Annotated in this window: 18 protein-coding genes and 1 other annotated feature; of the genes, 1 reads left to right on the top strand and 17 read right to left on the bottom strand. The window is 45.0% G+C overall.

Annotated elements, in window-relative coordinates; genetic code table 11:
• Window positions 1-22: 22 nt before the first annotated feature.
• The 15 genes from DESYODRAFT_RS23330 to DESYODRAFT_RS23400 all read right to left on the bottom strand — a co-directional run bounded on the left by DESYODRAFT_RS23330 (window position 23) and on the right by DESYODRAFT_RS23400 (window position 12,948).
• Window positions 23-967 (bottom strand): glycine betaine ABC transporter substrate-binding protein, encoded by a 945-nt coding sequence (locus DESYODRAFT_RS23330; protein WP_042340051.1) that lies wholly within the window; start codon window positions 965-967, stop codon window positions 23-25.
• A gap of 177 nt (window positions 968-1,144) precedes the next feature.
• Window positions 1,145-1,789, bottom strand: a complete 645-nt coding sequence (locus DESYODRAFT_RS23335) for an ABC transporter permease (RefSeq protein WP_007786838.1) — start codon at window positions 1,787-1,789, stop codon at window positions 1,145-1,147.
• The gene (locus tag DESYODRAFT_RS23340) at window positions 1,790-2,905 is read right to left on the bottom strand and encodes an ABC transporter ATP-binding protein (protein WP_007786839.1); all 1,116 of its coding nucleotides are present in this window, start codon (window positions 2,903-2,905) and stop codon (window positions 1,790-1,792) included.
• Between the two features lie 60 nt (window positions 2,906-2,965).
• Complete coding sequence (locus DESYODRAFT_RS23345; RefSeq protein WP_007786840.1) at window positions 2,966-3,622, bottom strand: ABC transporter permease; 657 nt, start codon at window positions 3,620-3,622, stop codon at window positions 2,966-2,968.
• Between the two features lie 240 nt (window positions 3,623-3,862).
• Window positions 3,863-5,278 (bottom strand): sigma-54 interaction domain-containing protein, encoded by a 1,416-nt coding sequence (locus tag DESYODRAFT_RS23350; protein ID WP_007786842.1) that lies wholly within the window; start codon window positions 5,276-5,278, stop codon window positions 3,863-3,865.
• A 137-nt stretch (window positions 5,279-5,415) separates the two neighbouring features.
• The gene (locus DESYODRAFT_RS23355; RefSeq protein ID WP_007786845.1) at window positions 5,416-6,288 is read right to left on the bottom strand and encodes an FAD binding domain-containing protein; all 873 of its coding nucleotides are present in this window, start codon (window positions 6,286-6,288) and stop codon (window positions 5,416-5,418) included.
• 357 nt (window positions 6,289-6,645) lie between these two features.
• Window positions 6,646-6,939 (bottom strand): ribosome assembly RNA-binding protein YhbY, encoded by a 294-nt coding sequence (yhbY, locus tag DESYODRAFT_RS23360; protein ID WP_007786847.1) that lies wholly within the window; start codon window positions 6,937-6,939, stop codon window positions 6,646-6,648.
• A 23-nt stretch (window positions 6,940-6,962) separates the two neighbouring features.
• The gene (locus DESYODRAFT_RS23365; RefSeq protein WP_007786848.1) at window positions 6,963-8,162 is read right to left on the bottom strand and encodes an ABC transporter permease; all 1,200 of its coding nucleotides are present in this window, start codon (window positions 8,160-8,162) and stop codon (window positions 6,963-6,965) included.
• Window positions 8,159-9,361, bottom strand: coding sequence for an efflux RND transporter periplasmic adaptor subunit (locus DESYODRAFT_RS23370; protein WP_007786850.1), 1,203 nt, complete (start codon window positions 9,359-9,361; stop codon window positions 8,159-8,161). Before DESYODRAFT_RS23370 ends, DESYODRAFT_RS23365 begins: the two co-directional genes overlap by 4 nt.
• A gap of 43 nt (window positions 9,362-9,404) precedes the next feature.
• On the bottom strand, window positions 9,405-10,673 hold the full coding sequence (gene obgE, locus DESYODRAFT_RS23375; protein ID WP_007786851.1) for a GTPase ObgE: 1,269 nt from the start codon (window positions 10,671-10,673) through the stop codon (window positions 9,405-9,407).
• 12 nt (window positions 10,674-10,685) lie between these two features.
• Window positions 10,686-11,186 carry a Spo0B domain-containing protein gene (locus DESYODRAFT_RS23380; protein ID WP_007786852.1) on the bottom strand — a complete coding sequence of 167 codons (501 nt, stop codon included), beginning with the start codon at window positions 11,184-11,186 and terminating at the stop codon, window positions 10,686-10,688.
• Between the two features lie 183 nt (window positions 11,187-11,369).
• Entirely contained in the window at window positions 11,370-11,678 is a 309-nt protein-coding gene (rpmA, locus tag DESYODRAFT_RS23385; RefSeq protein WP_007786854.1) for a 50S ribosomal protein L27, read from the bottom strand.
• The gene (locus DESYODRAFT_RS23390) at window positions 11,672-12,010 is read right to left on the bottom strand and encodes a ribosomal-processing cysteine protease Prp (protein ID WP_007786856.1); all 339 of its coding nucleotides are present in this window, start codon (window positions 12,008-12,010) and stop codon (window positions 11,672-11,674) included. The genes rpmA and DESYODRAFT_RS23390 overlap by 7 nt, the downstream gene beginning before the upstream one ends.
• 13 nt (window positions 12,011-12,023) lie before the next feature.
• Window positions 12,024-12,335, bottom strand: coding sequence for a 50S ribosomal protein L21 (gene rplU / locus DESYODRAFT_RS23395; RefSeq protein WP_007786857.1), 312 nt, complete (start codon window positions 12,333-12,335; stop codon window positions 12,024-12,026).
• 13 nt (window positions 12,336-12,348) lie between these two features.
• Window positions 12,349-12,431, bottom strand: a sequence feature (ribosomal protein L21 leader region).
• Window positions 12,432-12,552: 121 nt separating this feature from the next.
• On the bottom strand, window positions 12,553-12,948 hold the full coding sequence (locus DESYODRAFT_RS23400; protein WP_242833721.1) for a hypothetical protein: 396 nt from the start codon (window positions 12,946-12,948) through the stop codon (window positions 12,553-12,555).
• A 212-nt stretch (window positions 12,949-13,160) separates the two neighbouring features.
• Here DESYODRAFT_RS23400 and DESYODRAFT_RS23405 point away from each other — a divergent pair, with 212 nt between their 5' ends.
• Window positions 13,161-15,089 (top strand): cell wall-binding repeat-containing protein, encoded by a 1,929-nt coding sequence (locus tag DESYODRAFT_RS23405; RefSeq protein ID WP_427854302.1) that lies wholly within the window; start codon window positions 13,161-13,163, stop codon window positions 15,087-15,089.
• Window positions 15,090-15,240: 151 nt separating this feature from the next.
• Here the strand turns inward: DESYODRAFT_RS23405 and DESYODRAFT_RS23410 are convergent, their stop codons facing one another.
• Both DESYODRAFT_RS23410 and DESYODRAFT_RS23415 read right to left on the bottom strand, forming a co-directional pair.
• Window positions 15,241-15,816 (bottom strand): Uma2 family endonuclease, encoded by a 576-nt coding sequence (locus DESYODRAFT_RS23410; protein WP_007786861.1) that lies wholly within the window; start codon window positions 15,814-15,816, stop codon window positions 15,241-15,243.
• Between the two features lie 157 nt (window positions 15,817-15,973).
• Entirely contained in the window at window positions 15,974-17,155 is a 1,182-nt protein-coding gene (locus tag DESYODRAFT_RS23415; protein ID WP_007786863.1) for a CaiB/BaiF CoA transferase family protein, read from the bottom strand.
• Between the last annotated feature and the right edge of the window lie 151 nt (window positions 17,156-17,306).

Here is a 17,306-nt window from a genome sequence, read left to right on the forward strand (position 1 = left end):
GTTGAGGTGCGTCAGACCTTACTTATTTTAACAATTGCTTACTTTTTAAGAAGGTTGTTGAAACTTCTTCGATAGACTTCTTCTCAACATCGACTTGCATGTTTAATTCAGTAATAGTCTTTGTATCCAACACAGAACTCAATTTCTTAAGATCCTCTGCCAGGGTAGGATAGGCATCCACAATTTCCTGACGTACGACAGGAGCTGCGTTATAGACCGGGAAGGCTTTCTTATCATCTTCCAGCATTACCAGCTTATCTGTAACAATCCTGGGTTCTGTCGTGAAGGCTAATGCCAGATCCCCTTTTTTATTGGCAAGCGTCTCGTAGTTTAGACCCATAGCTACATTAACATAATCGTTTTTAGGCATTTTGAAATCATAGACTTTCTCGAAAGCCGGCAGCCCATCTGCTCGTCCTTCCCATTCAGGGAAACCGACAAATTTAAGGCCTTCCCCCTTCTTCACCAGAGCAACATAGTCAGACGTGGTCTTCAAGTTATACTTTTCGGCAATATCTGATCGAACCACAATTCCGTAAGTATCATTAAGTGGGGCATAATCCAGCCACGCAATTCCGTTCTTGGCATCCCAATCTTTAATGAGTTTGTAGCTTTCATCAGCATCAAATACAGGTTCATGTTCCATTAAATTCAAGACACCCGTACCAGTGTATTCCCAATAGAGATCAATTTGCCCGGAGGTCAGAGCAGGTCTGATAACGGCCAATTCACCGAGACCCATCTTGTTTTCAACGGGATAGCCTAGTTCTTCCATGTATTGGAGGGTCATCGTTCCTAAAAGTGCCGCTTCGGTGAAGGTTTTGGAGGAAATCTTAATGGCAGGTCCTTCCTTTGCCTTATCTGGAGCAGATCCGGCAGCAGGCTCCTTGGAACCGCAGCCAAAGACCCCGCCCAAAGCTAATGTCAGGGACAAGACTGCAACGAGAAATAATGATCGTTTTTTCATGTACATACCCCTTCCTTTTATTGAACTGTTCCAATTATACATCTTTTCACAATATTTTCGAAGCACTTTTTCCACAATTTTCTGGACATCCCTCCTTCCAAGCTCCATGTCAAAACGTCACCCTTGGCCCCTACAGCCTCCTCGATACATCTTGCCGACCGAAATCCCGTCTCTCTCCTACTCGACCTTCATCCCCGGCGGAGTAATCCGATACTCCAGATAGTTAATCATCCGATCTAAAAAGATTGCCATCAGCGCCCCCAGCCCCGCGCCAACCAGCAAGTATTCAGGCCGGAAAAGAGCTAAACCGCCCATAATAAGATTGCCCAAACCTCCTGCCCCGATTAAAGAAGCCAATGTACCCATACTCACAACGTAAACTGTCGCCGTCCGGATACCGCTCAGAATAATCGGGATAGCTAAGGGAATTTCTACTTCGAAAAGTATTTTTCGCTGGGACATTCCCATACCGCTCGCCGCTTCCTTAACATCTGAACTAACTCCCAATAAACCGGCAATCGTATTTCTGACGATGGGCAACAGGCTTTGGAATAGAAGAGCAACTATGGCAGGTTTCATTCCCAAACCAAGAATCGGTAAAGCCAGAGCAATAACAGCAATCCCGGGCACAGCTTGTAAAAGATTCAGGATGTTAAGGGTGACAAGACCAAACTTTCTAAATTTCGGACGGCTTAGAAACACCCCGAGCGGTATAGAAATCAGGATTGCAATCCCTATGGTGATCACAACGATCATGGAATGCTCCAATAAAGCCTCCGGTGCTTTCTCGAATAGAGCAAACCTGAAATTCTCCCACCTCATCTACACACCCTCTTTCCTATAAACATGCTTCCTGATCCCCTTGAAAGAGAGCATCCCGCAAAGTACCTCGCCCTTCAGAATTCCTAGATAATCAGCATCATATTCCAGTAATAAAGAAAGCGCATCAGGAAACGGAGTGGTTGTCTGAACAAAGGCTTTCTCCGTCTTAAGAACCCGTTTTCTTAACCCCTCCAAATCGTTTTCAAGCTTGTCAAGATCAGCAGAGGTAATGTGCCCGCAAGCCTTGCCGGCTTTATTAATAACAAAAGCCACCTCGGCTCCCGCATCCTTCATTTTCCGGGCAGCATTCTCCAGTTCCTCTTCCTTTACGGTACAACCAACCGGCTGCATTCCGTCTTCAGCCAAATAAAGGTTCAACTTTTTCACAACCCGGTCACGACCGATAAAATCTTCGACAAACTCATTGATTGGATTGGTCAAAATCTCTTCCGGAGTTCCGAATTGAACTAGCTTTCCAGCATTAAAAATAGCAATCCTGTCCCCCATTTTTATAGCTTCATTAATATCATGGGTAACAAAAACAATGGTCTTCTTAATCTCCTTCTGTAAACGGAGCAATTCATCCTGCAGATGCGTCCGGGCTATCGGGTCAACTGCGCCAAAGGGCTCATCCATCAACATTATCGGAGGATCAACGGCCATTGCCCTGGCGACCCCAACTCTCTGCATTTGCCCGCCGCTAAGCTGAGAGGGATACTTTCCCCTTGTCTTTTCCAGATCAAGCCCCATCATAACGATTAATTCGTCAACACGCTGCTTGATCTTCTCCTTTGGCCATTTATACAATCGGGGAACGATGGCTATATTCTCGGCAATGGTGCGGTGAGGCAGCAGGCCAATCTGTTGAATAACATAACCGATCCCCATTCTCAATTGGTCCGGATCTGTGCGCGTCACATCCTCTCCATTAATCTTGACGACCCCGGATGAAGGTTCAATCATACGGTTGATCATGCGTAAAATAGTACTCTTCCCACAGCCTGAAGGTCCGACTAAGACACATATCTCCCCTTTCGGAATGGAAAGCGATAATTTGTCAACGGCTGGCATTGCTTGACCTGGGTATTGTTTTGTAATTTGCTCTAGTACGATCATCAGAAACCTCCTCTGCAAACTCTTTCTGTCCTCAGTTAGGCCTTTTATGTAGATGAGGCGTTAGCGGCTAATTCTTAATCCTTTGGGAACAACTCTTTTCTCAATCAAGCCAAGAAACGTATCTAAGCCAATGGCGATCACCGAGATAATCAAAGCACCTGTGACCAACATAGGAGTATTAGAACGAACGAGGCCTTCCTGAATAAACCGCCCTAAATTACGCTCCCCGATGTAAGTGGCTATCGCCGCAATGCCGGTGGTCATTACCACCGTCACTCGAAAACCGGCAAAGATAACGGGCATACCTAAAGGTACAAGAATTTCAACAAGAATTCTCCTTGTGCTCATACCCATCCCTTTAGCCGCTTCAATTACATTGCGGTCGACATTTTTAACCCCGTCATAAACACTGCGAATTAAGGGCATCATCGCATAAAGCACCAACGCAAACAAAGCAGATTTTCGGCCCAAGCCGAACATGGGAATAGTTACCAAAATAGCAAACATGGACAAACTTGGAATACAAAATATCGTGTTCGCCAGCGACAAGACCCTAGCCGCCCATTTATCACTTTTCGTCAATAATAACCCGACAGGTACCCAAATCACCAGAGAAATCCCCACTGCCAATAAGACCAGAGTAAAATGATTTTCTGAATACTCCAGAATGGTCCTGGTGTTTCTTGTAAAAAAATTAATCATGTCCGACAATGTCACTTCGCATCACCCCACCTTTCTTTCATCTATTCATGAATCACACTTCAAATTAAAACATTTTAAAAAATACTGTAAATTTAATATATGTTGCAAAAATCATGCCTGCTTTCAGATAATTTGGCCATCTGGCTTTTTGTCCACAGCCTTGAATCCTTATGCATAATTTATTTGCTATAGAAAAACACCCCAAGACTAGCCAGGAGTGTTTTTCTATAGCAAGCGCAAATTATTATGGCGCGCTTAAAATTTATGCATTCCTAATTTTTTCATCCTGTATTGGAGATTTTGCCGAGCAATTCCTAAGGATTGAGCAGCCCTGGTGACATTCCCGCTATGAGCTTTCAATGCTTCCCACAGCACTTGCTTCTCTACCTCACGCAAAGCATGAGCTAAAGTGCCGGACCCCTTTTTGTAGAGCTCGGTTGAACTCACCTCCTGACTGAGAAACTTTGCCTTTAGATAATGAGGTAAATGGTCCATAGTTATAACCTTCCGGCCGTCCAGCATGTTCATTGCGCTTTCAAGAATGTGCTCTAATTCGCGTACATTTCCCGGCCATATATATCTAAGGAAAACATTCTTTAGATCATCACCAATTTGAACCTCACCTAAGCCATAGATTTTTTGATACCGGTTCAAAAAAAAGTGAATCAAAGCTTCAATATCTTCCTTCCGATCCTTCAAAGGGGGAATAAAGAGGGTCATAACGGCCAGGCGATAAAAAAGATCTTTACGCATGCTCCCATTGTTTACTGACTCCCAAGGATCAACATTCGTAGAACTGATCACCCGGCAGTGAATAGGAATCTCCGTTGTCCCGCCAACCCGCCTCACCATTTTTTCTTGAACGACTCGTAAAATCTTGGCCTGCAAAGCGATACTCATACAATTTAATTCATCTAAAAACAAGGTTCCCTGACCTGCTTGTTGGAACAGTCCCTTTGATTCCACGGCTCCTGTAAAAGCCCCCTTGGCCGTCCCAAATAGGATGCTTTCCAGCAAGGTTTCCGGAATTGCCGCACAGTTAATTGCTACAAAAGGTTCATTTTTTCTAGGGCTATGATTATGAATGGCTTGAACCAGTAGTTCCTTACCCGTTCCGGTCTCGCCAAACACTAAGATAAATCCATCCGCTACCGCTGCTTTCTTAGCAGAAGCAATTAAGCGTTTCATCGTTGAGCTGGCATAGACAATCGAATCAAAGGTATAACGGGTTCCATTATTACTGCGCTGCTCCTGCCCTTCCAACCCAATCTGGTCGTGTAACTGCATCGTCTTAGTTAACAATTCTTTAAACTTGGTAATATCTTTACACACGGAATAGACCGCAACCACCTGATCGTCTTCTATCACGGGAAACGTACTGGCTACAATCGTGACCTCTTTACCTTTGTTTGTAAAATAGGCTTTATGCTTCTCAAGAACAGGTTCACGGGTAAGCACAACACTCAAGTGTTCACTGCTTTCCACAGTAACCGCATCATAGACCTCATTCAGGTGCTTTCCAACAACATGTTCCGATAACAATTCTTCTAACTTAGCCATTTCTGCATTATAAAAGATGATCTTACCCTCAGTATCTGTAACAATGATCCCTTCGTCAATTGAATTGAAGAGATGCCTAAAAACTTGAATCATAATATCACCTACAGGCATACTCCAACCCCCTTAGTCATTTAAAACACTATAATACTCTGATTCTCCAACTAACGATATACCTTTTTAAATGTCACTATACCGGCATCATCCAATCATGAGGCTCTCATTTCAATAGCCGAGAATGATCCCTTGTTTCACAGGTTAGGGAACAAATCCTCAAAAAGGTCGTAAGCCAGACCTCGAATAGCCTCGCGTTTATACTCCCGGGAGTCACGGCCAGGAATTGCTCGATCCACTACTCCTGTTAAATGATCGGCAATGTCCTCTGCAAGTTCTTGGTTAACCCTCTTTCCCTGTAATTCCTGCTCCAACTCCTTTAAACGAAAGGGGACACGCCCTAACGCTCCCACTGCCCATCTTGAGTTTAAAATCCGCTGACCCTCAACATCAAATTCCACCATTACCGCCATATTTAAACGAGCAATCGAAACCGCGGTACGGCTTCCGATTTTCCCAAAAGCGCTGATAATACGAGCTTTCTCCTGCGCTTTCCACAGAGGAAAATCGATCTCAGTGATCAATTCCTTCTTACGCAGACCTTGGCCATCTCCTGCTTGCAACTGAGCAAAGGGTAATCTCCGAATGCCTTGAGGTCCAATCATACTGGCCCAAGCATCAAGGACCAGCAAAGCGGGTAGACTGTCCCCCGCCGGCGAAGCGTTAGCAATATTTCCGCCTATGGTAGCCCGGTTACGGATTTGAGCAGACCCCACCTGAGACGCGGCTTGGCTCAAACAACGAGCTTTCTCCCGAACGAGATTACTCTCACCGATTTGAGCAAAGGTTGTCCCGCTCCCAATCTTGATCCTACCATCAGCTTCCCTAATAAATTTAAGCTCCGGAATCAAAGAAACATCCATCAGCCAATCAGGATGTATCTGACCGCTCTGTAATTTAATGACAAGGTCCGTACCGCCGCTTATAAACATAACGTCCTCATTAATTGCGGAAATCTTCTCAATCCCGTCTGCAATAGTCGCTGGACAAACAAACTGACATTTCGGCATCTAAAAAAACTCCCCTCGCTTCCTCTTTCCACCCGATCCTCGCATTTCTTCTTTAGATATTCGCTATCTGAGCCAGTATCCCTTCCTTAAGAATAGGTAAGTTTCCGTATTGAAGCTGAGCGGGCAATTGTCTTATTTCTTGTCTCAAAAATCATACGCGCGTATTATGCTTTTTCAGGTTTTCGTTGATAGTCCTAACATCAAGCAGGGCTGCACATAGCCTTCAGTTGAAAAATCGGGCGGTTTGAGGTGTACTAACCTAGATTAGTCCAGCCTCAAAACCGCCCAATTTTTAAATCACTCCATTTTAACAAACTTCAATATATTTATGAATCATTCATGATCGTCATTGGATCCTTACTTCGGCAGTTCTATGACTGGCTTATCCTTTGACTGCTTAAACAACAAGAAGTTACGCCCGATAACTTGGACAAGATCTGACCCAGTCCGTTCGGCAAGTTCTGCAGCCACGGTTTTCGGCTCCTCCAGGCAGTTTTGCAAGACTCGGCCCTTGATCAACTCCCGGGCTTCTATGGTCTCGCTCGTTTGAGTTACGACATTTTCCGTAATTCCGCCCTTACCCACCTGAAGGATAGGATCCATTTCATTCCCCATGGCCCGTAAAAAACGTTTTTGTTTACCTGTTAACACAGAATCTTCCCCCTAAATCTTCACTACTCATATCTCAAGGCCGCCATCGGTTCCAGCTTAGCCGCTTTTAAGGCGGGATAAAAGCCGAAGAAAAGTCCCACTCCAATCGAAAAGGATACGGCAAATATAATTGCCCATCCGGACAAAAGCGGCGGCCAGTTTAAAAGGTTCGACGCTATCAGCGCACTCCCTACCCCCAAAGCGATCCCCATAATTCCCCCGATCAGAGATAAAACAATCGCTTCTAATAGAAATTGCAGTAAAATGTCCCGTTCTTTAGCCCCCACAGCTTTGCGCAATCCGATCTCCCGGGTGCGTTCTGTCACAGACACCAACATAATATTCATAATCCCAATCCCTCCCACTAAGAGAGATATTCCGGCAACTAAACCAATAAAACTCGTCAGAATCTGCATAATCGTCTTCGCTGATTGCACTAATTGCTGGACATTAAAGGCCTCGTACTCATCGTTCGTCCCATGGCGCACGTTTAAAATGCGCTTGGCACTGTCAATCGTAGCGGCTAAATCCGCCTCCCGGTAGGTCGCCCCTTCCAATTGGTCCACCCGCCGAGACTGAAACACATCCGACCAGGTTCCCCAAGGCATATAAGCATAGGCATTCTGGGGCCCTACGTTAAATTGAGAAAAGGCAGATTTATCCTTGGCCAAAACCCCAATCACCCGACAAGGAACACTCTGAACGATAACCTGCTGCCCTAATGGATTTCCGGCCCCAAATAGATTCTCCCCTAAGGTTTGGTCGATCACCACCACCCGGCGGTCCGCGGCAAACTCCTCCTCAGAAAAAAAACGTCCCCTGGCAATATCCCGATTGCGCAAGTCTGCAAACTCCGGGGTGGTTCCCACAACCATGGCTGAAGAACGCTTTTGGTTGACCTCTAAAGCCGTATACTCAATACTCGCCGGCAGCAATAGCTTAATTTGGGGGTGGGCCCGTTTTAAGCTTTCCCCATCCTGCAGAGTCAGGCGACTTCCCTCAGCCTGCCCACTAGTCCCAACAGACTTGGCGTACAGGACAAACAAGTTAACTCCGCTTTTCTCCATTTCCTGCATAATAGCCGCCTTGCCTCCCAGACCGACTGTGACAACGGCGATCACTGCGGCAATCCCAATAATAATTCCCAGCATCGTCAACCCCGAGCGCAGCTTATTGGTCCTCAGGCTAAAAAGCGCCCCTCGTAATCCCTCTAAGAGACTCATGAGCCTCCACTTCCCACCTCAGGGGCGACGAGCATGCCTTCCGAGAAATCAGTCGAAGGATTTAAAACTACCTGATCCCCGGCCTTTAAACCGGAGGTAATCTCTTGGTGAGTATCATTGCCGATTCCAAGGGTCACCTCTGTTTTCTCCAGGCGACCCGCCTGGATTCGGTAAACATAGTTCTTATTTCCTTCTTGGAAAAGAGCTTCCTGCGGGACAGCTATGATCCCTTCTTTAGTCGCAATAACAATTTCAATCGTCACCGTAAAACCGGGCTTAAGCTCCAGCGGTGCTTTATCCAAACGGATTTTTACCCCGACGGTCGGGGACGCGTTCCCCTGAACGCTTGGTTTGGCGACCGCCGTCGGAGATATTTCAACAATCGTTCCTTGAACTGTGGTTTCTCCCAACATCTTACTGGAGATAATCGCTTTTCCGCCAACTCGAACCTTTCCCGCATCTACTTCATTCAACTGAGCCTCAACATTCATTTGGGTCAGATCAGCGACCACAACTAACGGCAGCTGCGCGGATGCAAGACTGCCTTCTTGAGCATTAACTTCCAGAACCGTTCCGGCGATTCCGGCTTTATGGATCAATTGCCCCTGTTGCACCTGAGCAACTTTCAACATTTCCTGAGCCTGTTTTAAAGCCGCTTTACTTTGTGCCAAAGCACCCTCCGCCTGGTTAATAACCGCAGGTGAAATCGGGTTTTCCTGGAGCAAATTCTTACCGTCGCTCAGAAAATCCGGAAGCAAAGAGCTGGCACTAACAGCGCCGCTTTCCGCCCCTAAACCGCTTAAATTCGCAGCACTTTGAGCTTTCTTCAGCTCATCTAAATTAGCCTGAGCCGTATTGACCGCTGCCTGTGCCGCCTCGACACTCACCCTTGCCTGAGCCACTTGGGCATCAACAAGCGTCGTATCCAGCGAAACGAGGGCCTGCCCCACTTTAACTGTATCCCCAACCTTGACCTCCACCTTCGCTACCTGCCCGGGAGTCAAAACGCGCACTTCCTGGCGTGACACCGGAACAACACTTCCCGTCGCATAGACATCTTCCTGCATCGAAACCGGAGCCACCACCCCGGCTTTGACCTTCAGTGGACCCTGAGGCCTTCCCCAAAACCACCATACACCCAAGGCTAACGCAAGAACAGAGAGCATTGCCCCGGCTATCCACCAGAGACGTTTCGTCACAATGTTACCCCCAAATCAAGCAAACTACTTACTAACTCGAACCCTATACCCAATCAAACCTGACTCCCGCAATCTCCACTTGATCTCCTTCTTTGATTCCTTCTTCACGGAGAGCATCATCAACCCCCATCACCTTTAAGATATTTTGGAAACGATAAATGCTATCCTCTTGATCAAAGAACGTCATCTTAACATGTTTTTCGATTTCAGCACCTTCAATGATAAAGAGACCCTCTTCTTTGCGGATTTCAAACCGCTTGCCTGTCTCTGCCTTTGTCACCCGGTGCTCGGCCGGCAGGCTGACAATCTTCGGTGCCGGGATATCCGGCAAGACTTGAGCGATATGATAAATTAAGGTTTCTAAACCTTCCCCGGTTGCAGCTGATACCGCAAAGATTTCGTGACGATCTCCAACCTCATTTTTCAGACGCTGCAAATGTTCTTCTGCACCCGGAATATCAATTTTATTAGCGACAATAATCACGGGGCGCTCAGCAAGGGCCGGACTATAGAGGCTCAGTTCGTCCTGAATAATTCGTAAATCCTCAAGGGGATCTCGTTCTTCCGAGCCGGAAATATCTAACACGTGCAGAATCAAGCGTGTCCGTTCCGTATGGCGTAAGAATTCGTGCCCTAATCCAGCCCCTGTATGAGCCCCCTCAATCAGTCCCGGAATATCCGCCATCACAAAACTTTCCCCATCTTCAATATCTACCACACCCAAATTCGGAACTAAAGTGGTAAAATGATAATCCGCAATCTTCGGCTTCGCAGCAGACACCTTGGAAATAATCGTGGATTTTCCCACATTCGGGAACCCGACCAACCCGACATCCGCCAAGAGCTTTAACTCCAAACGCAGCCAGCGTTCCACGCCCGGTTCTCCATTTTCCGCTATGGTGGGAGCTTTATTCGTATTGCTCATAAAACGGGCATTACCCCTGCCTCCCCGTCCGCCTGCTGCCACGACCACCCGCTGACCATGCTCTGTAATATCAGCTATGGTTTCCCCGGTTCCATCATCGAAAACCACGGTACCCACCGGGATACGCAGAACAATATCTGCCCCTCCCCGACCGCTCATATTTTTCGACTGTCCATGTTCCCCCCGATCCCCTTTATAATGTCGTTTATAGCGAAAATCAACGAGGGTTCTTAGCCCTTCATCTCCCATAAACACAACATTCCCTCCGCGCCCGCCATCTCCGCCGCTGGGGCCTCCTTCAGGGACATATTTCTCTCGACGGAATGCTACGGCTCCCGCTCCGCCGTCCCCGCCTTTAACATAAATCTTCGCCTGATCGTAAAACATATATGATTCTCCTTAACTGTTAAACGTCACTAATTTATCCCAGAGGACTGACGCCTCATCAGATAAGATAAACTGACAAGTCATGCCCCCCGGCTCATCGAATAAATAAACTTCAGCATTTAAATCTTTAGAGTCTCTAAAGTTTGAAACTACTTCCATCCATTCCGTAGTGTACCCGTATAACCCATCCACATATTCTTCCCGCCAATGATCTTTCCAAAAGTCCGCCTGCTTCATCTCTTCCGGAAAATCCAAGGTAGCAATAACTCCTTCATGACTCAAACGAATCAAGAAACCTAATAGAATCGCTCCCAAAAAAGGTTCGGAAATCTGCGCTATTTTTTGTTCTTCGAGCGAAGCAACGCTCGTCTCCCGCATGTACCTTAGGGCCTCTTCAGGCCGATTAAGCTGTAAATTGCCCATAATCACCTGCCAGTGATTCATATAATCATGCCTTTGCAAGCGATACCACTGTAACAACTCTGACAAAAGAACCCGTTCTATCTTTGTCATAATTTTACCCTCTCATCCATCACTGTTATTGTCCCAAAAACCACGAATATATGTATATCGTTCCGGCTCGTCAGAAACTTGCCGGTGCCAAGCAGCAAGCACAGAAGCCCCACTTGACTTATGGCCTTCTGACTAATACACGAAAAACCCCTGGGAAGACCCAGGGGTGATTGAGAAAACAGCTTATTGGGCAATAGCCACCGGTGTTTTTGGGCGCTCAGCATAAACACTTACTTGTTTATGTGTCCGATCTTTATGCTCAAACTTGACATAACCGTCGATTAAAGCAAACAAGGTGTCATCTTTACCCAAACCACAGTTTTTAGCGGGATGAAACTTCGTACCGCGTTGACGTACGATAATCGTACCAGCTGTCACGAATTGGCCATCACCACGTTTTAAACCAAGGCGTTGCGCATTACTATCCCGGCCGTTACGTGAGCTACCTACCCCTTTTTTATGGGCGAACAATTGAAGATTCATTTTTAGCATGGAGTCCACCTCCTTCGATCGATAAATATATAGTCTTGGCCATAAGCCGCCTGTATTTTTTCGATACCTAACGCCATTGTCTGCAAAATCCATTGGGCCTTCTCTAATTCCTGCTCAGAAACCTCTACAAGCTGACAGGTGATGTGTCCATCTGCCTCCCGAACCTTAGGGGCCACCGACAAGAAGTGCTCCAACCCATTGACAGCCGCGATACTCAGCGCAGAAACCCCCGCACAAACAATATCCTGGCCTTCTTCTGCAAACCCTGCATGTCCAGACATCTCGAATTCACGAATTTGCCCTCGGTCATCCGCCCATATAATGAAACGAATACCGCTTTGGCGCTTACGCTTGGAGTGCCTCGACGAGAACTTTTGTGTAAGGTTGACGATGTCCTTGTTTGCGTCGATAGTTCTTTTTGGATTTGTATTTGAAGACAACAATCTTCTCCCCTTTACCGTGCTCCACGACTTTCAGCACTGCTGTAGCACCTGCCACAACTGGGGTTCCAACTTTTACAGAACCGTCTTTTTCCACGAGAAGAACTTGATCAATCGTTACGGCATCTCCTACATTAGCATCCAATTTCTCAACGTATATTTCGTCGCCTTCTTGAACGCGAAACTGCTTACCACCGGTTTCAATAACTGCGTACATTATTATTACACCTCCCATGCCCTAGACTCGCCATTGCAGGTCGGCTTCCCAAACGAAAAACCGGTTAATACCTGATTCGAGCGGTTGCGGTGAGAAGTCACCACATTTAAGTATTTTAGCATTTATGTGCTTAAGCTGTCAACCTGTTAGTTTATTTCTATTAATTTATTTTGAGTTTATTTTTATTAGTTTATTTTCATCTTTACCTTTTACATGGTTACCTTATACGTTTTAAACGCCTTAACCAGTTTTTCAACCCATAAATACTTAAAACAATTGCCATGTAAATTGCAAATGCGACCAGGAAACCCCAAAGACCTTCCACAATATCTTGGAATTCCATATTGCCGCGCCCTGTTACTTTTTGTCCAATTTCAATAGCGAAAACAAAAACAACCAGAACCGTAAACGTGTAGATAAAGGAAATCGCCGTAAGGCTATGGCGAGCCAGAAACTTAAATAATTTGTGTACAACGATGAAAAGGAGAATTCCTATAAACCCTATAACCAGGAAATGGAGCTGTTTATCATTCAAGTTCAGCCCCATTAACTTTGTCAGCAAGATTAAGTTATCGTGGAAATAGTTGATAATCTGAGTTATATATTTCAACACACTAATCAATATCATTTTCCTCCAAGCTACATAACAACAATCACTGCGTCGTGCCAGTCACGACATTGAGTCTCCTGCCTACGCTAATTAGGTCATTTTTCTCATTATACCATTTATTGGACATCAGGTCATTTTATAACCTTAGTTATTTTTAAGAAGAAAAGCAGGATTTTAATCGATAATTCGAGAAAGTAAAACCAGAAAGGAGGTCCATGATTTTGACCATAAAAATGAAAGAGCAGTTTAAAGATTTCTTGTTAGCCCTTTTGCTTATTACGCTTATAGTCTTAGCCTACACACCTATAGCTGCAGCTTCTACATCGACCGGACGAATTGCAGGCTACGACCGCTATGAAACTGCCGTTACTATTAGTCAAAGGGGCTGGCCTGATGGAGCAGATTCAGCAATTCTTGCCAACGGAGACGACTTTCCGGATGCTTTAAGCGCTGGACCATTAGCTCAAAAATTCAATGCCCCGATATTGTTGACCAATCCTTATATGTTAGATACTAACACGGCCGCTGAGTTGAAACGCCTGAACGTAAAAAAAGTTTACATAATTGGCGGGAATGCGGTTGTCTCTAACAGTGTAGAACGTCAACTTTCCTTGATGAAGATCTCCGCTATTCGAATAGCCGGACAGGATCGTTATGAAACATCATTAAAAGTAGCTCAGGAAGTCGGCGTGAATCAAGGAGTTTTCGTAACCAACGGTTTGAATTTTGCGGACGCCTTGTCCATAGGTCCCATTGCAGCATCTCTAAAGATGCCGATCGTACTAGTCCCTCCAGATGATCTAACTCCTGCACAAAAGACCTTTTTAGACAAGACTAAAATCCCTTCCAGTGTCATTGTCTCAGGATATTATGATCTGAGTGAGAACGTAATCAGCCAGTTTCCTGGTCACGAACTGATTTACGGTGCTGACCCTTATGATCGCAATATTAAACTGATTAAACGATTTGCAGATAGTCTAAACCTGGATACTGTTTACATTGCAACAGGCAGGTCTTTTCCAGATGCACTTGCCGCCTCTGCTTTAGCCCAGAAGAAACAAAACGCTATTATCTTGCTCGATGGTAATACAATCCCCTATTCAAGCCATTCGTTCATCCAGTCTAAGCTTATTTCGAAGCTCAACATTCTCGGCGGCACAGCGGTTATCAGCAGTTCGACTGAATCGACACTCGCCGGACTTCCGGCCGAAATCAAGTCAATTGACGATGTTTCTGACAGTGTTCAGGAACAGCAGAAATACGAACCTCCCAAAGCCGTAACAGCGACAAGAACAGACGGAATAAAAGAGGAAGTGCCTGTGACCTGGAGTCTGTCCTCAGTTCAAACTCTAAAGTCCGGAACCTATAGATTTGAAGGTACCGTAAATAATTATAGTAACCCCGTTTATTTAAAATTAACAATCCATCCAAAAGTCTTGAAAGTAGAGACTATTTCCGCCGAAATCATTCTTGGGGATTCCTATAGTTTTCCCGACAAGATATCAGTAACTATGAGTGATAATACGACAGAAACATTCCCTGTAACTTGGAGCAGTAATATCGTCCCCTTGAATAAGGCAGGCAGTTACACCTTTCAAGGAACCATTGAAGACTTGTCACAAAAAGTTAGTTTAACCCTCAAAGTTTCAGAAGATGCTAAAATCACTTTCACTGATCCTGAGTTTAAAGATGCAGTGAGACGTAGATTGCGCAAAAGCAGGAGCGAGTCAATTTATAAAAGTGATGTTATAAATATCACTACCTTGAATGTACGAAACGATAACATCACTGATTTAACCGGCTTGGAGTATTTTGTGAATTTGAAAACCCTTGATGTCGGCAATAATGAACTCACGAGGATCACTGCACTAAGCAAACTAAAAAACTTAAAGACCCTAAAAATTAATAATAATGGTCTTAAGGATATTAGTGCCATCAAAGATTTAACATCGCTTACCTATCTTGATATTTCCGATAATTACATTACGAACTTTACGCCCTTAAAAAACCTCACCAATTTAACCACACTTTATTTGGATGATAACGAACCCGACCCCTATGACGAGAATTATACTCCCGATTATAGTCCAATCCGATCCTATTATAAAAACATTGACCGGCGCAATAGAGATTTCAGTTTATAGTCAGCATTCTCACTGCAAAACCTTCCGATAATATGCAAGCTCAGTTCGAACAGTGTAAACTAAATACTACACGACCTTGGTTCCCCTTTGTAAATTCCTATCTCTAAAAAAGATCCCAGTCACATATGTGGCGGGGATCTTTTTGGTCTTTTTAGATCTTATCAAAGACCGGCTTTAAATCTACCATAAAACCAGGGATAACAGACACTTCCACCTTATCTGTTTCAGTGTAAACTTCCGGTCTTCCATATCTATTATTTGGCAGTAAGGTGAAGACACTAATAAACTTACCTTCCGGTTCAACAATCCAGTACTCTTTAACTCCAACTTTTTCGTATCTATTAAATTTCCAAACTTTGTCACTTCTTGCTGTCGAAGGAGCAGAAATTTCTATCACTAGCATGGGAGTACCATAGTACCCTGTTCCTTTTAGTCCTGTTTTATCACAAATAACTATAATATCAGGCTGAACAACAAATGTGGTTTCTTCATCCCTTTCGTTGGTTTCCGGCAGTCTTAGATCGAAGGGGGAAGCAAACACCTGACAAGGGTTATCGTTAAGATAATTATTGAACTGGGTCAAAAGCTCCCTTGATATCGCTTGATGTTGCCAGGTTGGTGCAGCCTGCATAATAGGCACTCCATCGATAATCTCCCAGTGTTCGTTTTCCGGCCAGGTTAAATAATCGGAGAAAGTATACTTTTTATTTTTATGCTGTAAGGGCATATTCCCCCCCTCCTCTAAACAGATTTTCCCCATCGTATTCAAGCTGTATACTATTATACCATTTTATGGACATTTAGCGCTACCGTTTCTAATTGCCAAATATGATTACTATCAGAAGTCATTAAGTGCTTTTTCAGGTTCTAAAAAACCATTGTCTTTACACTATGCCATCCTTATGCAGTTGCTCAATTTGCGCTGTACTATACCCAATACTCGCTAATATCTCATCCGTATTCTCTCCAATTCCGGCAAACACCATTTTAGCTTCACCCGGGGTCTCAGAAAGCTTGATGGGAACTCCGGTGCAAACCAGGTCTTTCCCTGATCCCTGGAAATTCGTCAAAGTATGAACCATATCCCGAGCCAAAACCTGTGGATGTTTGACCATTTCATCGAGCGAAAGAACCGGTGTAAAGCATAGGTCTGAATCCGAGAAAAACTCAACCCATTCATCTCGGGTCTTGGAAAGCATAATCTTTCTGATGGAATCTTGGAGATATTCCTGATGAGGTATATCTATATGGAGAGGAATATACTCATCCACTCCCAGCTTCCTACAAAAGCTGGCCCAGAATTTATCCTCTACAGCAGCCAAACTGACATGCCTGCCATCTTTGCACTCGTAAATATTGTATGCAGCGTAACCACCCGTTAACATTTCACCACCGCGTTTGGGCAGGGTGCCATCTCCCCCAGACCATTCGCCAATGGTATAAGAAAGCAGACTAAGAGCTCCATCCATCATAGCCACATCACAAAGCTGGCCTTCACCCGTTTTTTCACGTGCAGCCAGGGCAAGCAAAATAGCGATCACGGAATACATGCTGCCTCCGGCAGTATCTGCAATCTGGACACCGCTCATAGCAGGGGGGCCGTCTTTGGTCCCCATTAATTCAGTCACACCAGCAATATTAAGATAGTTAAGATCGTGACCGGCCGCATCACGCATCGGTCCAGTCAAACCGTAACCCGTGATGATGCAATAAATGATTCTCGGATTAATCTCTTTTAAGACTTCATATCCCAGGCCAAGTTTGTTCATGACATCGGGTCGGAACTGATCAACCACGATGTCAGCATCAGCAACCAGCTTCTTGAAAATCTCTTTACCTTCCGGTTTTTTTAAATCCAGCCCCATGCTTCTCTTATTGCGATTTACGGTATAGAAAAGAGCACTGGTGTCCTTGATCATAGGTTCTAAATATCGCCCTAATTCACCCTTACGATCCTCGATCTTAATAACCTCCGCCCCAAAATCCCCCAGTATCTGTGTTGCCAGAGGACCGGGTAAATATCTCGATAGATCAAGGACTTTAAGACCTTCTAACGGTAAACTCATAACTTCACTCCTTCCTATGTAAATTTTACCATAGTGAGCTATCTTTGAAATAGTTTTGTTCAGGATAACGCAAGGACGGTTCCCGGTACCTTGGCAGGCCGAGAACCGTCCTTTGCAGACCGTTCATCATGTTAGTGGTGCAAAGATCCGC

It is taken from the genome of Desulfosporosinus youngiae DSM 17734, assembly GCF_000244895.1.
GTDB lineage: Bacteria > Bacillota > Desulfitobacteriia > Desulfitobacteriales > Desulfitobacteriaceae > Desulfosporosinus > Desulfosporosinus youngiae.

Bases quoted from the DNA above. Each gene is read 5' to 3' on its own strand.
- DESYODRAFT_RS23330 (WP_042340051.1), bottom strand. From the start codon at position 967: ATGAAAAAACGATCATTATTTCTCGTTGCAGTCTTGTCCCTGACATTA.
- DESYODRAFT_RS23335 (WP_007786838.1), bottom strand. From the start codon at position 1,789: ATGAGGTGGGAGAATTTCAGGTTTGCTCTATTCGAGAAAGCACCGGAG.
- DESYODRAFT_RS23340 (WP_007786839.1), bottom strand. From the start codon at position 2,905: ATGATCGTACTAGAGCAAATTACAAAACAATACCCAGGTCAAGCAATG.
- DESYODRAFT_RS23350 (WP_007786842.1), bottom strand. From the start codon at position 5,278: ATGCCTGTAGGTGATATTATGATTCAAGTTTTTAGGCATCTCTTCAAT.
- DESYODRAFT_RS23355 (WP_007786845.1), bottom strand. From the start codon at position 6,288: ATGCCGAAATGTCAGTTTGTTTGTCCAGCGACTATTGCAGACGGGATT.
- DESYODRAFT_RS23365 (WP_007786848.1), bottom strand. From the start codon at position 8,162: ATGAGTCTCTTAGAGGGATTACGAGGGGCGCTTTTTAGCCTGAGGACC.
- obgE (WP_007786851.1), bottom strand. From the start codon at position 10,673: ATGTTTTACGATCAGGCGAAGATTTATGTTAAAGGCGGGGACGGCGGA.
- DESYODRAFT_RS23380 (WP_007786852.1), bottom strand. From the start codon at position 11,186: ATGACAAAGATAGAACGGGTTCTTTTGTCAGAGTTGTTACAGTGGTAT.
- rpmA (WP_007786854.1), bottom strand. From the start codon at position 11,678: ATGCTAAAAATGAATCTTCAATTGTTCGCCCATAAAAAAGGGGTAGGT.
- rplU (WP_007786857.1), bottom strand. From the start codon at position 12,335: ATGTACGCAGTTATTGAAACCGGTGGTAAGCAGTTTCGCGTTCAAGAA.
- DESYODRAFT_RS23405 (WP_427854302.1), top strand. From the start codon at position 13,161: ATGATTTTGACCATAAAAATGAAAGAGCAGTTTAAAGATTTCTTGTTA.
- DESYODRAFT_RS23410 (WP_007786861.1), bottom strand. From the start codon at position 15,816: ATGCCCTTACAGCATAAAAATAAAAAGTATACTTTCTCCGATTATTTA.
- DESYODRAFT_RS23415 (WP_007786863.1), bottom strand. From the start codon at position 17,155: ATGAGTTTACCGTTAGAAGGTCTTAAAGTCCTTGATCTATCGAGATAT.